The following is a 14,170-nucleotide window of genomic DNA, read 5'->3' as shown; positions in this document are numbered from 1 at the left end:
ATGGAAATCAGGCATGAGCTGGTAATTCCCAATAATGATCTTCCTTTCCGGCTGTTTATTTTCGAGGGCAGAGAAGGAAACTATAAAGTGACAAAGCACTGGCACCACTCGGTAGAGATTTTTCTGGTACTGGAGGGAGAGATTGATTTTTTTATCAATAATACCCATCTTAAGCTTACCAGAGATGAGTTTGTACTGGTCAATTCCAATGAGGTTCATTCCATCGAATGCCCCAATCCTAATATTACCATTGTCCTGCAGATTCCGGGAGAGACCTTTGAAGATTACATGGGAGAAGATTCCTATGTGAACTTTGAAAGAAAAGGAGAAGAGGCAAACCGCAGACTGAAGGATCTTGTGACTTCTCTTTTTTTTACTTATGACAAACAGGAATATGGCTATAGCTTTCAGGTAAAAAGCCAGTTCTATCAGCTTTTGTATCTTCTGGTAACAGAGTTTAAAACAGAAAATATGGATAAAGAGATCATCCGGCAGAAAAAACAGCTGGATAAACTTTCTGATGTAACCCAGTATATGAGGGAGAATTATGATCAGGATTTAAAGCTGGACTCGGTGGCATTGCGCTTTGGTTTCAGTCCCACCTATTTATCCAGAATTTTTTTAAAGTATGCGCAGGTTAATTATCGTACCTTTTTAATTGACCTGCGAGTCAAATATGCAGTGCGTGAACTCATGGGAACAGATCACGAAATCGGGGAAATTGCCATGAAGCATGGATTTCCTGACAGCAGGGCATTTGCCAAGGCGTTTAAGAAACGATATGGCTGTCTGCCCAGTGAATACAGGAAACACATCAACAGCACCAGATGAGCACAGTGCAAATAATTTAATATAGGGTGTTAAAATTACTGAAAATATGATATAATGTACCATAACTATGCGAAGGATGTGATCGAATGAATATCAGAGAATCCATTGAACAGTGGGAGGAAGCTTATTTAAGTCCTTATGCTGCTTTTAGCAAGAATACCAAAGGCAGAGAACGGGAAGAAGTACCCTGTGATATCCGCACCGCTTACCAGCGGGACCGTGACAGAATCATTCACTGTAAAGCATTTCGAAGGCTGAAGCACAAAACTCAGGTGTTTCTGGCACCGGAGGGTGATCATTACCGGACAAGACTTACCCATACACTGGAGGTTTCCCAGATAGCAAGAACCATTGCCAAATCCCTGCGCATGAATGAGGATTTAACAGAGGCGATTGCGCTGGGGCATGATCTTGGACATACTCCGTTTGGCCATTCCGGAGAAGCAATTCTGAATGAGATCTGTTCCCAGGGGTTCGCCCATTACAGGCAGAGCGTGCGGGTAGTTGAAATCCTGGAAAAGAACGGAATGGGTTTAAATCTCACATGGGAAGTGAGAGATGGAATCTTAAATCACCGGACAAGCGGTCATCCTTCTACTTTGGAGGGCGCCATTGTCCGGCTCTCTGACAAAATTGCCTATATTAATCATGACATCGATGATGCAATCCGGGCAAAGATGTTTGTGGAGGAGGATCTTCCTGGCTGCTATACCGATATTTTAGGACACAGCGTCAGAGAGAGACTGAATAACCTCATTCATGATATTATTAATAACAGCTATGGGAAGAATGAGATCATCATGTCTTCTGATATGGAAGCAGCCATGCAGGGACTTAGAACCTGGATGTTTCAGCATGTCTATAAGAATGAGATTCCAAAAGCAGAAGAAGGAAAAGCACAGAAGATGATCGCCATGCTTTTTGAGTATTATATGGATCATCCGGATAAGCTTCCCCAGGAATACCGGTATTTAATGGAAAAAGGTACTGCAGACAAGGAACGTGCTGTCTGTGATTATATTGCCGGCATGAGTGACAGCTACGCCATTGACCGGTTTGAGGAACTGTTTGTACCAAAGGCATGGAAAGCAATTTGACAAATAAGCATTTTATCATAAATCTTTGTGAAAGGAGGATGATGGCTTTATGCGATATTCGGAAGACATAATAGAAGAAGTCCGCGTAAGGAATGACATTGTGGATATCGTATCAGGGTACGTGAAACTGCAAAAAAAAGGCAGCAATTATTTTGGCTTATGCCCGTTTCATAATGAAAAGTCTCCCTCCTTTTCCGTGTCACCGGCCAAACAAATGTATTACTGCTTTGGCTGCGGTGCAGGCGGTAATGTTATTACCTTTGTTATGGAGTATGAGAATTATTCCTTCTCAGAAGCGTTTAAGATGCTGGCAGACCGGGCAGGAGTAAAACTGCCGGTGGAAGAATACAGCAAAGAGGCAAGGGAGCAGGAAGATTTAAGGGCCGCTCTTCTGGAGATGAATAAGCTGGCTGCCAGCTATTTTTATTATCAGCTCAAGAAGCCTCAGGGCGAAGCGGGTTACCGGTATTTAAAGGACAGGCAGTTAAGTGATGAAACCATAGTCCGCTTTGGGCTGGGTTACTCCAATAAAACCAGTGACGATTTATACCGCTATTTAAGAGGCAAGGGGTATGAGGATGCTGTATTAAAGCAGTCAGGGCTTGTGACCATTGAGGAAAAGGGAAGTCATGATAAGTTCTGGAACCGGGTGATGTTTCCCATCATGGATGTGAATAACCGGGTCATCGGTTTTGGCGGAAGAGTTATGGGAGCCGGTGAACCGAAATATTTAAATTCACCGGAGACAAAGCTGTTTGATAAAAGCAGAAACTTATATGGACTGAACTATGCCAGATTGTCACGGGAAAAATACATATTGATCTGCGAAGGGTATATGGATGTAATTGCCATGCATCAGGCAGGCTTTACCAATGCGGTGGCTTCCCTGGGAACGGCCTTTACCACTCAGCATGCCCAGCTGTTAAAGCGGTATACGGACAAAGTAATTCTTACCTATGACAGTGACGGAGCAGGTCGGAAAGCGGCACTGAGAGCGATTCCCATTTTAAGGGATGCGGGAGTTTCCATTCGTGTTCTTAATATGGAGCCTTATAAGGACCCGGATGAATTTATAAAGAATCTGGGAGCGGAAGAATTTAAACAGAGAATTGAACAGGCGCAAAACAGTTTTCTCTTTGAGATTGAAGTTTTGAAAAAGAATTACAAGATGGATGATCCGGAACAGAAAACAGAGTTTTATAATCAAACGGCAAGAAAGCTTCTGGAATTTCCCGAAGCGCTTGAACGGGAAAACTATTTAGAAGCTGTTTCCAGAGAATTTTTCATTAATTACCAGGATTTAAAACGCCTGGTTAACCGGCTGGGAGCCACTCTCGGACCTGTCCGGTCCTCAGTAAGGGGAGAAGAGGAAGAGAACGGGAAGAATCAGCGGAAAAAAGAAAAAGAAGATGGGGTTATGCAGTCTCAAAGACTGCTGCTTACCTGGCTGATTGAAAATCCTGTACTATTTGATAAGATTAAAGGGGTCATTACTCCTGATGATTTTATAGAAGAACTGTATCATAAGGTGGCACAGATGGTTTTTGACGGACACGCTGCCGGAACACTGAATCCGGCCGAGATTTTGAATCATTTCATCGATGATGATGATCAATACCGGACTGTCGCAGGTCTTTTCCATGCGAGCTTAAAAGAGTCTCTTGATAATGAAGAACAGAAAAAAGCGTTTTCGGAAACAATAATGAAAGTGAAAAAAAACAGTCTGGATCATGCCAGCCGTCATGCAGCAGGGATAGAAGAACTGCAAAGAATTATAAAGGAACAGGCTGCGCTGAGGGATTTGAATATTTCGCTGGATTAGGGTGTACACTATAGGCAGGCTGTGGAAGGATGGAAAAACATGGACGAGAATGTTAAGAAGACAGCAGATAAGATGGTGGGTTCAGGAAAGACAGAAGAGGAACAGGTTTTTGGCAGCAGGCAGGAAGAGTCAACAGCGGCATTTGAGGAGAAGTTAAACCAGCTCCTCTTATTGGCGAGAAAAAAGAGAAATGTCCTGGAAAATCAGGAAGTACTTGATTTCTTTATTGGAGAGAGTTTGGATTCAGACCGTCTGGATCAGATCTATGATTTCCTGGAGAGCAGCAAAGTTGATGTGCTTTCCATGGGTGGAGAAGAACTGGATTTAGACGAAGATCTGTTTATGGAAGAGGACATCGAGGAAGAGGAAGAAATCGATATGGAAAGCATCGATTTATCTGTTCCGGAAGGTGTCAGCGTAGAAGATCCGGTCCGCATGTATCTAAAAGAAATCGGTAAAGTTCCCCTGCTATCCAGTGAAGATGAGATTGAACTTGCAAAAAAGATTGAGCTTGGGGATGAAGAATCGAAGCAAAGATTAACAGAAGCCAACCTCCGGCTGGTCGTCAGTATCGCCAAGCGCTATGTGGGGCGGGGAATGCAGTTTTTAGATCTGATACAGGAAGGAAATTTAGGTCTGATTAAAGCAGTAGAAAAGTTTGATTACCGGAAAGGCTATAAGTTCAGCACCTATGCAACCTGGTGGATCAGACAGGCAATTACCCGGGCCATAGCAGATCAGGCCCGTACAATCCGGATCCCTGTTCATATGGTGGAGACCATTAACCGTCTGGTACGCGTATCCAGACAGCTTTTACAGGAACTGGGAAGAGAACCTGTGCCGGAAGAGATTGCGGCAAGGGCAGATATGCAGGTAGAGCGGGTACGGGAAATTATGAAAGTTTCCCAGGAGCCGGTTTCTTTAGAAACACCCATCGGCGAGGAAGAAGACAGTCATTTAGGTGATTTTATCCAGGACGATCAGGTGGCGGTTCCTGCAGATGCGGCAACCTTTACCATGCTTCATGAACAGCTGATGGAAGTGCTTGATACCCTGACAGAGCGGGAGCAAAAGGTGTTAAAACTTCGGTTTGGTTTAAATGACGGGCGCCCCAGAACCTTGGAAGAGGTTGGAAAAGAATTTAATGTTACAAGAGAACGGATCAGACAGATTGAAGCGAAAGCTTTGCGAAAACTGCGCCATCCCAGCAGAAGCAAAAAGTTGAAAGATTATCTGGACGATTAAGAAATAATACGGAGTTTACTATGAAATTATCAAAACGTTTGGGAATGATCGCTTCCTTTGTACCTGGTGGCAGCCGTGTGGCTGACATCGGTACCGATCATGGTTATATCCCGATTCATTTAGTACAGGAAGGGATTGCAAAATCTGCAATCGCCATGGATGTGAGAAAAGGGCCTCTTTTAAGGGCCCAGACTCACATAAAAGAGGCAGGTCTTACCGATCTGGTTGAAGTCCGTTTAAGCGACGGGCTTTTAAAGTTAGAGAAAAATCAGGCTGACTGCGTTGTCATTGCTGGCATGGGCGGAGAGCTGATTATACATATATTGGAGGAGGGACGGCATTTATGGGACAGTATCTCATACTGGGTTCTGTCACCTCATTCGGAGCTTTATAAAGTTCGTAAGTTTCTTGCAGAACATGAATTTTCTATAAGAAGAGAGACTATGATAAAAGAGGACGGAAAATATTATTCTGTCATGGGTGTTACCAGAGATTCCATGGTTTCGGAAGATAGAGATCCGGAGCTGGGATACCGGTACGGAAAAGACCTGTTAGATTCAAAAAATCCGGTTTTAAAGGAATTTTTACAGAAAGAACAGATACAGATTGGTGAAATTTTAAAAGGACTTCAGTCAAGCGGGACAAAAAACGCAGAGGGCAGAATCGAAGAACTGAAACTGGAACTGAAGTGGAATAAGGAGGCACAAGATGCAATGCAGCAAACTGATTGAAATACTGGAACAGCTGGCGCCTGTCAGATGTGCCTGTGACTGGGATAATGTAGGACTTCTTGTGGGACGGAATACAAAAGAGATAAAAAAAGTATTTATCGCGCTGGACGGGGATGAGAGAGCAATTGAAGAGGCGGTGCAGTTTGGAGCTGATCTTCTTTTGACCCATCATCCCCTGATTTTTAAGCCTGTAAGCAGAATTACTGACAGTGATTTTATTGGTGAAAGACTGATGAAGCTGATACAGCATGATATCTGCTGTTATGCCATGCATACCAACTTTGATTCAGCACCAGGCTGTATGGCGGATGCCGCTGCGGGTATGTTAGGGTTAGAAAAAACCCAGGTATTGGAACAAGAAGGAATTGTTCCGTTTGAAACACCGGAAGGTATCAAAGAACTTCCATATGGGATTGGAAAGACCGGTTATTTAGAACAGCCCATGACAGTGAGGGAACTGGCTGGTCTGGTAAAAGAACGGTTTCAGCTTCCATTCGTTACCATATATGGAGAACAGGATATAAAAGAGCCGGTAACCTTTGTGGGAATCAGCCCCGGCGCTGGTTCCAGCATGATAAAACCTGCATTAAAAGCAGGAGTAGAAGTACTGATTACCGGTGATATCGGACATCACAGCGGAACTGACGCAGCAGCCAGTCATATGGCAGTGATCGATGCAGGCCATTACGGACTGGAATATCTGTTCCTTAAATTTATGGAAGATTTTCTAAAGGCGAATGCAGGGGAAGAACTGGAGATTGGCAAGGCAGATGTGAGATTTCCTGAGACATTTTTATAAGGAGGAAAAGAATGGCGATTGTAACAATAGATGGAACTAAGAAACAATATCCAATAGGAACGACTTATCAGGATATAGCAAAGGAATATCAGTCCCAGTATGAAGATGAGATTCTGCTGGTAGGAATCAACGGCAAATTGAGAGAACTTCATAAGACCGTTCAGTTTGACTGTACACTTCAATTTTATACCGGAAAAGATCAGCCGGGAATACAGACTTATCACCGAAGCGCAATTTTTCTTATGATGAAAGCATTTTATGATGTGGCTGGTTCTGAAAACATTGAAAAAGTGACAGTTGATTTTTCCCTGGGAAAGGGATATTACATTCAGCCCCATGGAACCGTAGAACTGACGGAAGAACTGTTAAACCGGGTACTGACACGCATGAGGGAATACGTGGATCAGAAGATTCCCATTATGAAGCGAAGCGTCAATACAGATGATGCCATTGAATTATTTCATAAGCACCGTATGTATGACAAAGAACGGCTTTTCCGCTACCGCAGAGTATCCCGCGTAAATTTATACAGCATCGGTGGCTTTGAAGATTATTTTTACGGCTATATGGTTCAGAATACGGGATATATTAAATATTTCAATATCATTCCTTATGATGAAGGATTTATGCTTATGCTCCCTCAGAAGGAAAATCCACAGGAAGTACCTGTTTTTGAGGCAGAAAAAAAACAGAAGCTTTTCGCGGTGCTAAAGGAAAGTGTTAAATGGGGAGAACGTCTGAATGTTTCCCATGTCGGAGCATTAAATGAAGTCATAGCCGCAGGTGATATTAATGAGCTGCTCCTGATTCAGGAAGCGCTTCAGGAGAAAAAGATTGCCGAAATTGCAGCACGGATTGGTTCTGACAGAAGTAAAAAATTTGTTATGATCGCAGGTCCGTCTTCCTCTGGAAAAACTACATTTTCTCACAGATTATCAGTCCAGTTAAAAGCCCAGGGGATGATTCCACACCCCATAGCAGTGGATGATTATTTTGTAAACAGAGTTAACAGTCCGAAAAATCCTGACGGAAGCTACAATTATGAAGTGCTGGAATGTCTGGACATCGATCAGTTTAATAAGGATATGACGGCTCTTTTAGCTGGCGAAACGGTAGAGATGCCAAGATACCAGTTTAAAACAGGGGAACGGGAATATCGGGGAGATTACTTAAAGCTGGGTAATGACGATATTCTGGTAATCGAAGGAATTCACTGTCTGAATGACAAGTTATCCTATTCACTTCCAAAAGATAGTAAATTCCGGGTCTATGTCAGTGCACTGACCCAGTTAAACATTGATGAGCACAACCGGATTCCAACCACGGACTGCCGTCTGATCAGGCGCATGGTGCGGGATGCCAGAACAAGAGGTGCATCAGCCCAGGATACCATACGCATGTGGCCCACTGTAAGAGAGGGAGAGGAAGCCTATATTTTCCCATTCCAGGAATCTGCAGATATGATGTTTAATTCTGCGACAGTATATGAATTATCTGTTTTAAAGCAATATGCAGAACCGCTTTTGTTTGGAATACCAAGGGAATCCCCTGAATACATGGAAGCGAAACGGCTTTTAAAGTTCCTGGATTATTTTCTGGGAGTTAACAGTGAAGACATTCCGCGAAACTCCATTGTAAGGGAATTTATTGGAGGAAGCTGTTTTAAGGTGTAAGTAAGATATCCTAAAAGGCAGCTTTACAAATGGCTGGAACTATGATAAACTTATATGGTTTTGAGTAAGACAAATGGCCGCAGCTGCAAAGCCGAAAGGCTGCAGGTGAGGAAAGTCCGGGCTTCACAGGGCAGAATGCCAGATAACGTCTGGCGGAGGTGACTCCAGGGAAAGTGCAACAGAAATAAACCGCCGCATCTGCGGTAAGGGTGGAAAGGTGGTGTAAGAGACCACCGCTCTTCTGGTAACAGGAGGGGTCCATGTAAACCCCATTCGAAGCAAGACCGAACAGGAAGCATAAGGCGGCCCGTCTGCTTCCGGGTAGGTCGCTTGAGCCTGCTGGCGACGGCAGGCCTAGATAGATGGCCATTCAATGACATAACCCGGCTTATCGTCTTACTCAAAGCATTTAATAGTATGTCAATTAAAAGAGGGTACGCTTTATCACATTTCCTGTGATTTTGGCGTTACCCTCTGTTCTGTTATCTGCTGTATTTTTCTTCACAATACATGCAGCGGTAGGTTTCCTTTTCGGCATCTGAGAGATAAAAAACATGGGGAAGTCCCTGCTCGATGGAAGTGATGCAGCGTGGATTTTTGCACTGTATGATATTGGTGATCTTTTTAGGAAGGCTGAGCGTCTTCTTTTCTACAATTTCATTATCCCGGATAATGTTAACTGTGATGTTGTGATCAATATACCCCAGGATTTCCAGATTAATATGATCCATACCGCCTTCTATTTTGATAATATCTTTCTTTCCCATTTTATTGCTTTTTGCATTCTTGATAATAGCTACCTGGCAGTCTAACTTGTCCAGTCCAAGATTGTAGTAGATTTCCAGACTCTTTCCTGCCTCAATATGGTCTAATACGATACCTTCTTTTAATCCGCCAATATTTAACATGGTTTATTTACCTCCAGTAATGTCATGATAAGAGCCATACGTACATAAACACCATACTGTGCCTGCTTAAAGTAAGCGGCCCGTTTATCATCATCAACCTCTACAGAGATCTCGTTGACTCTGGGAAGGGGGTGAAGAACATACATATCTTCTTTCGCCAGCTTCATTTTCTTCTTATCCAGAATGTAGCAGTCCTTTAAACGGATGTAGTCTTCTTCGTTAAAGAAACGTTCTTTCTGTACGCGTGTCATATACAGGATATCAAGATCCGGCATGGCATCGTCAAGACTGTCCATTTCAATAAATTCAATGTTGTTGGCCCTTAGGACATCTTCCCGGATGTATTCAGGTACCCTCAGTTCAGGGGGGGAAATTAAGATGAATTTGATGTTTTCGTATCTTACAAGAGCATTGATAAGAGAGTGAACAGTACGGCCAAATTTTAAATCACCGCAAAGACCAATAGTTAAATCGTTCAGACGGCCTTTTAAGGAACGAATAGAGAGTAAATCAGTAAGTGTCTGTGTTGGATGCTGGTGTCCGCCGTCTCCTGCGTTAATGACTGGAATACCGGAGTAGTTTGCAGCAACTAATGGTGCGCCTTCCTTGGGGTGTCTCATTGCACAGATATCTGCGTAACAGGAGATGACCCGAATGGTATCAGCGACGCTTTCTCCTTTAGAAGCAGAACTTGAATCGGCAGAGGAAAAGCCAAGTACGCTGCCTCCTAAATTAAGCATGGCAGCCTCGAAACTCAAACGGGTTCTTGTACTTGGCTCATAAAAAAGTGTCGCTAGTTTTTTTCCATTGCATACATGAGAATATTCCGGAAGATTATCTTCAATATCTTTTGCCAGATCAAGCAGTTGTCCGGTTTCTTCCAGACTGAAATCTAACGGGTTAAGTAAATGTCTCATAAGAATCTCCTTTATCCACTGAGTTATGGTTTAAAATTCTATCCCATTATAAAGCATACTTTGAAATATTTCCACTCTTTTTTAAAATATTTTTTACGGGTTTTTAAAAGACTTCTGGACGTGTAAGGAATATGTAAGGAAGATTAAGAAAATAAAGAATGCCGGATTTGCCAATCCTGTTGTATAATATGATTGCGTGAATATTTCAAGGAGGAAGCTGCAGTGGTGGAAAACAAAACACCCATGATTCAGGTTAAGGATCTTTATAAGGTGTATAAGGTGGGAGATACCAAAGTCTATGCTCTGAATGGAGTAGACTTTACGATATATAAAGGCGAATTTTGTGCCATTGTGGGCCCGTCCGGCTCGGGAAAATCCACACTTTTAAACATGATGGCGGGGTTGGAAAAACCGTCAAAAGGGGAGATTGTCATTGCAGGCAATCACATCGAAAAACTTTCGGAGAATCAGCTGGTTGCTTTTAGAAGAAAGCATGTGGGTTTTATTTTCCAGTCCTATAATTTGATTAAGACATTGAATGCAGTAGAGAATGTTGCACTTCCCCTGTCATTTCGTGGTGTACCAAAAAAGATCCGGAATGAAAAAGCAAAAAAATACATAAAACTGGTAGGTTTGGAAAAACAGATGAACCATATGGCCAATGAGATGTCAGGAGGCCAGCAGCAACGGGTGGGAATAGCCAGAGCACTTGCCGTGGATCCCAAGATTATTTTTGCTGATGAACCAACCGGAAATCTGGATTCCAAAACCACAAAAGAGGTTCTTTCCCTGATGCAGAAGATTGTAAAAGAGCAGAACCAGACCCTTGTCATGGTAACTCATGATAATTATATTGCCAGGTTTGCAGACAGACAGTTCCACATAGTAGATGGAAAGATATTTAAAATTGAAGAACAGCACCACGAGGAGACTAAGGGGGATATGGAAGATGTACAGAGTTAAGAGAAAGATTGTAGGGCTGCTGGCTGTAATTATGGCGGTTACTGCCATACCGGCAACAGCGTTTGCACAATATGATTTAAGTAAAAACGAATATATCGATGTTAAAAAGACTCCTTCTGGAAAGACTGGGGAGAATATTACCATTAATATGGTTTTTACTAATAATACAGGTCATGATTTAGATAACGTAGCAGTGAGATTTGACAGAGATATAGCAGAACAGGAATATTCAGCGACAGAAGATGCGGATGAAACTACAACATACTCAGGATCCATATTTCCTTTTGAAATATCTTCAAGCACATTCGATAATAAAAAACTTGGAAATATAAAGAGCGGTAGCTCTAAATCATTTAGTTTAACTGCAAGAGTCCGTAGAGATATAGCTGAGGGATATTATCTAGTGCCTTTAGAAGTTGTTACAGATGCGAAAACAAAAGATGATGGTGCTTCTGGAAAACCTGAAAAGGTGAATATCTGGATTACAAAATCATCCGCAACCACCTCTTCCGGAGCCAATGAAGGAACCATCAGTTTCGAACTTGGCGAGGGTCAGAACACTCCTTTTGGAACTTACCCGGAAGTGATGAATTATAGCATGAATGTCCGTAATTCTTCTAATTTAACTGCCTTTGACGTCAATGTCCGAATGGGAGTAAACCAGGACAGCACAAAGTTCCCTTTTGATATTAACGATGGAAATTATACCAAACATTTCGACCGGATCGGAGGAGGGGAGACGATTTCCATTCCTTACAGCATGATGATCCGAAAGGATGTGTACAGCGGGTATTATCCCATTACATTTAACATCGAATACCGGGACAGCACCGATGGAGACATTCAGAAATCCGAAGAGACGTTTTTTGTAAAGGTACAGAATAAAGAGAAGGAAGAGGCAACCAAAGAGTTTAATATCAATGACAGAACCAAAGCCAGGATCGTTGTTGATGGATTTGAAACCAATCCGGAAAAGGTTTTTGCCGGTGAGGAATTTGAGCTTACTCTGCACATGAAGAATGCATCAGAAAGCGTTCCTGCAAGCAACATTCTATTTAATCTGGAATCTGAGAAGGTAACGGACAGTGCCGTGTTTACAACGGATGAAGGTAGTTCCTCCGTTGTTGTGAATTCCCTTGGCGCAGGTCAGACGACAGATATCAAGGTAAAGCTCCGGGCCGGTGCATGGGTAGATCAAAGAACCTATGGACTGACAATTAATGAAAAATTCGACAGCCCGGAATATAAAAATGCGGAAGAAAAAATAACTGTGAATATCCCGGTAAAACAGGTGGCCCGCTTAAATACAGGTACCATCGACATCATGCCGGAATCAATAGCGGCAGGTTCAGAAACTAATATTATGTTCCCTGTTAATAATACAGGTAAGGTTCTTCTCTATAATGTCATGGTGTCATTTGTGGGAGATTCCATACAGCAGTCCAGTACCTACATAGGAAATATTAAGCCTGGAGAAACACAGAATGTGGATGCCATGATTACCGGAACCACACCAACTGCAGATGACGGAAAAATAAAGATTTTAATTACCTATGAGGATGAAAACGGAGTCGTTTCTGATCCCATAGAAAAAGAAGTTACATTGATGGTAACAGAGGCGGAAGAAACAGGAGCTGATAACGGGAATATGGGCGAGGAGCCTGTAGATGTCCAGCCTACAGGGTTTGCAAAGTATGGTAAGATCCTGATCCCTTCTGTTGTTGTCCTGCTTGCGGCAGGCGCAGGTGCAGCCTTTTTTATCTGGAAAAGAAGAAAGCAGAAGAAGCTGGCTGCCATAGAGGATATTAACGATGAAATTTAGTGATTTGCTTTCCATGAGTGTGAACAATTTAAGACGGAGAAAGATGAGAACATTTTTAACGGTTCTTGGAGTTTTAATTGGTACCGCTTCCATTGTTGTTATGGTATCTCTGGGAATCGGTTTTAATGAACTTACCATGGAACAGTATGCTTCTTATGGAAGTCTGACTGAGATCACTGTGTATTCCAATCAATCCTACGGGGGAGAAGGGAAAAAAGAACCCAATTATATGACAGATAATGTGGTTGCCCAGTTTGCTGGTCTGGATCATGTAAAATCGGCCTCTCCGCTTTTACAGGCAGACACAATCATGAGCCAGGGGGCATATCAGGGCAATATCACCGTGATTGGAGTCACCCCCGAATACATGGATAATATATCGCTTAAACAGGGGCATCTTCCCGAGAAAGGGACGAAAGAACTTCAGATGGTGGTAGGAAACATGGTACCCAGGCAATTTAGTAATCCCAAAAGCAGAAATCAGGATTATTACGATGATCCAACCAAGATTCCGGATATTGATTTTATGAACAGACCTGTATTTGTGGTATTTGACACCGATGCCTATTACCAGTCTCAGAACGGAGGCACAGGAGAAGATGGAAAAACTCCTGTGAAGCCGCCTAAAAAATACCTGCTGAAGACTGCAGGACTGGTAGCAGGAGGAGTCGAGGACTGGAGTAATTACAGCTACAATGTTTATGTTGATTTGGATGCACTGAAATCCCAGTTAAAACAGATCTTTAAGAAAAAGCCAATTCCCAATCAGCCTACCAATAAAAAGGGGAAGCCTTATAACTACTTTATCTATGATCAGGCAGTGGTAGAGGTGGATGATATGGCTAATGTAACTGCGGTACAGAAGGCGATTACAGATATGGGATATCAGGCAAACAGCAATATGGAATGGCTGGAGCAATCTCAGAAGCAGGCAAAGATGGTTCAGGCTTTGCTTGGAGGAATCGGAACAGTATCCTTATTTGTCGCAGCCATCGGTATTGCTAACACGATGATGATGTCTATCTATGAAAGAACCAAGGAGATCGGAATTTTAAAGGTACTGGGGCTTGATATGAATCATATCAGAGACATGTTTCTGATTGAATCCGGGTTTATTGGTTTCCTTGGCGGTATTACGGGTATTACATTCAGCTACGGGGTTTCATTTCTTATAAACCGGTTTCTGGCAGGTCGTTTTATGCCCGATATGCCAGGAGATTTGTCCAGAATACCTTTGTGGCTGTCTCTGGCTGCTGTAGGATTTTCTGTTTTTGTAGGTATGGCTGCGGGATTTTTCCCTTCTCTCAGAGCAATGAAACTCAGTCCTCTGGCTGCCATTCGCAACGAATAAAAACCGGAACA

The 14,170-nt window shown here is 42.7% G+C and carries 12 protein-coding genes and 1 other RNA gene; 11 read left to right on the top strand and 2 right to left on the bottom strand.

The annotated features are described in order from the left end of the window. The 8 genes from BXY41_RS14565 (at nucleotide 1) to rnpB (ending at nucleotide 8,605) form a co-directional block, all read left to right on the top strand. Nucleotides 1-831, top strand: coding sequence for an AraC family transcriptional regulator (locus BXY41_RS14565; RefSeq protein ID WP_104437579.1), 831 nt, complete (start codon nucleotides 1-3; stop codon nucleotides 829-831). An 86-nt stretch (nucleotides 832-917) separates the two neighbouring features. Beyond that, entirely contained in the window at nucleotides 918-1,928 is a 1,011-nt protein-coding gene (locus BXY41_RS14560; RefSeq protein WP_104437578.1) for a deoxyguanosinetriphosphate triphosphohydrolase, read from the top strand. A 49-nt stretch (nucleotides 1,929-1,977) separates the two neighbouring features. Beyond that, complete coding sequence (gene dnaG / locus BXY41_RS14555; protein ID WP_104437577.1) at nucleotides 1,978-3,750, top strand: DNA primase; 1,773 nt, start codon at nucleotides 1,978-1,980, stop codon at nucleotides 3,748-3,750. A gap of 72 nt (nucleotides 3,751-3,822) precedes the next feature. Continuing rightward, the gene (rpoD, locus tag BXY41_RS14550) at nucleotides 3,823-4,995 is read left to right on the top strand and encodes an RNA polymerase sigma factor RpoD (RefSeq protein WP_104437676.1); all 1,173 of its coding nucleotides are present in this window, start codon (nucleotides 3,823-3,825) and stop codon (nucleotides 4,993-4,995) included. A gap of 20 nt (nucleotides 4,996-5,015) precedes the next feature. Beyond that, nucleotides 5,016-5,726 carry a tRNA (adenine(22)-N(1))-methyltransferase gene (locus tag BXY41_RS14545; protein ID WP_104437576.1) on the top strand — a complete coding sequence of 237 codons (711 nt, stop codon included), beginning with the start codon at nucleotides 5,016-5,018 and terminating at the stop codon, nucleotides 5,724-5,726. Next, on the top strand, nucleotides 5,704-6,525 hold the full coding sequence (locus tag BXY41_RS14540; RefSeq protein WP_104437575.1) for a Nif3-like dinuclear metal center hexameric protein: 822 nt from the start codon (nucleotides 5,704-5,706) through the stop codon (nucleotides 6,523-6,525). Before BXY41_RS14545 ends, BXY41_RS14540 begins: the two co-directional genes overlap by 23 nt. Nucleotides 6,526-6,536: 11 nt before the next feature. Continuing rightward, the gene (locus BXY41_RS14535; protein ID WP_104437574.1) at nucleotides 6,537-8,198 is read left to right on the top strand and encodes a nucleoside kinase; all 1,662 of its coding nucleotides are present in this window, start codon (nucleotides 6,537-6,539) and stop codon (nucleotides 8,196-8,198) included. A 61-nt stretch (nucleotides 8,199-8,259) separates the two neighbouring features. Next, nucleotides 8,260-8,605: RNase P RNA component class A (gene rnpB / locus BXY41_RS14530), an RNA gene on the top strand. Between the two features lie 75 nt (nucleotides 8,606-8,680). On the opposite strand, the gene BXY41_RS14525 is transcribed toward rnpB, so the two are convergent. Both BXY41_RS14525 and pyrB read right to left on the bottom strand, forming a co-directional pair. Further along, nucleotides 8,681-9,106 carry an aspartate carbamoyltransferase regulatory subunit gene (locus BXY41_RS14525; RefSeq protein ID WP_104437573.1) on the bottom strand — a complete coding sequence of 142 codons (426 nt, stop codon included), beginning with the start codon at nucleotides 9,104-9,106 and terminating at the stop codon, nucleotides 8,681-8,683. After that, nucleotides 9,100-10,023, bottom strand: a complete 924-nt coding sequence (gene pyrB, locus BXY41_RS14520) for an aspartate carbamoyltransferase (RefSeq protein WP_104437572.1) — start codon at nucleotides 10,021-10,023, stop codon at nucleotides 9,100-9,102. The genes BXY41_RS14525 and pyrB overlap by 7 nt, the downstream gene beginning before the upstream one ends. A gap of 243 nt (nucleotides 10,024-10,266) precedes the next feature. Here pyrB and BXY41_RS14515 point away from each other — a divergent pair, with 243 nt between their 5' ends. The 3 genes from BXY41_RS14515 to BXY41_RS14505 are packed head-to-tail and all read left to right on the top strand — an operon-like array spanning nucleotide 10,267 to nucleotide 14,159. Continuing rightward, the gene (locus BXY41_RS14515) at nucleotides 10,267-10,986 is read left to right on the top strand and encodes an ABC transporter ATP-binding protein (RefSeq protein WP_104437675.1); all 720 of its coding nucleotides are present in this window, start codon (nucleotides 10,267-10,269) and stop codon (nucleotides 10,984-10,986) included. Then, nucleotides 10,973-12,808, top strand: a complete 1,836-nt coding sequence (locus BXY41_RS14510; protein ID WP_104437571.1) for a COG1361 S-layer family protein — start codon at nucleotides 10,973-10,975, stop codon at nucleotides 12,806-12,808. Before BXY41_RS14515 ends, BXY41_RS14510 begins: the two co-directional genes overlap by 14 nt. Continuing rightward, nucleotides 12,798-14,159, top strand: coding sequence for an ABC transporter permease (locus BXY41_RS14505; protein ID WP_104437570.1), 1,362 nt, complete (start codon nucleotides 12,798-12,800; stop codon nucleotides 14,157-14,159). Before BXY41_RS14510 ends, BXY41_RS14505 begins: the two co-directional genes overlap by 11 nt. Nucleotides 14,160-14,170: the final 11 nt, after the last annotated feature.

Source organism: Lacrimispora xylanisolvens, from assembly GCF_002934545.1.
Lineage (GTDB): Bacteria > Bacillota > Clostridia > Lachnospirales > Lachnospiraceae > Lacrimispora > Lacrimispora xylanisolvens.
This window is presented reverse-complemented; position numbering and strand designations above follow the sequence as displayed.

Coding starts and splice junctions, on each gene's coding strand:
- BXY41_RS14565 (WP_104437579.1), top strand. CDS start 1: ATGGAAATCAGGCATGAGCTGGTAATTCCCAATAATGATCTTCCTTTC.
- BXY41_RS14525 (WP_104437573.1), bottom strand. CDS start 9,106: ATGTTAAATATTGGCGGATTAAAAGAAGGTATCGTATTAGACCATATT.
- pyrB (WP_104437572.1), bottom strand. CDS start 10,023: ATGAGACATTTACTTAACCCGTTAGATTTCAGTCTGGAAGAAACCGGA.
- BXY41_RS14540 (WP_104437575.1), top strand. CDS start 5,704: ATGCAATGCAGCAAACTGATTGAAATACTGGAACAGCTGGCGCCTGTC.
- BXY41_RS14545 (WP_104437576.1), top strand. CDS start 5,016: ATGAAATTATCAAAACGTTTGGGAATGATCGCTTCCTTTGTACCTGGT.
- dnaG (WP_104437577.1), top strand. CDS start 1,978: ATGCGATATTCGGAAGACATAATAGAAGAAGTCCGCGTAAGGAATGAC.
- BXY41_RS14505 (WP_104437570.1), top strand. CDS start 12,798: ATGAAATTTAGTGATTTGCTTTCCATGAGTGTGAACAATTTAAGACGG.
- rpoD (WP_104437676.1), top strand. CDS start 3,823: ATGGTGGGTTCAGGAAAGACAGAAGAGGAACAGGTTTTTGGCAGCAGG.
- BXY41_RS14560 (WP_104437578.1), top strand. CDS start 918: ATGAATATCAGAGAATCCATTGAACAGTGGGAGGAAGCTTATTTAAGT.
- BXY41_RS14515 (WP_104437675.1), top strand. CDS start 10,267: ATGATTCAGGTTAAGGATCTTTATAAGGTGTATAAGGTGGGAGATACC.
- BXY41_RS14510 (WP_104437571.1), top strand. CDS start 10,973: ATGTACAGAGTTAAGAGAAAGATTGTAGGGCTGCTGGCTGTAATTATG.
- BXY41_RS14535 (WP_104437574.1), top strand. CDS start 6,537: ATGGCGATTGTAACAATAGATGGAACTAAGAAACAATATCCAATAGGA.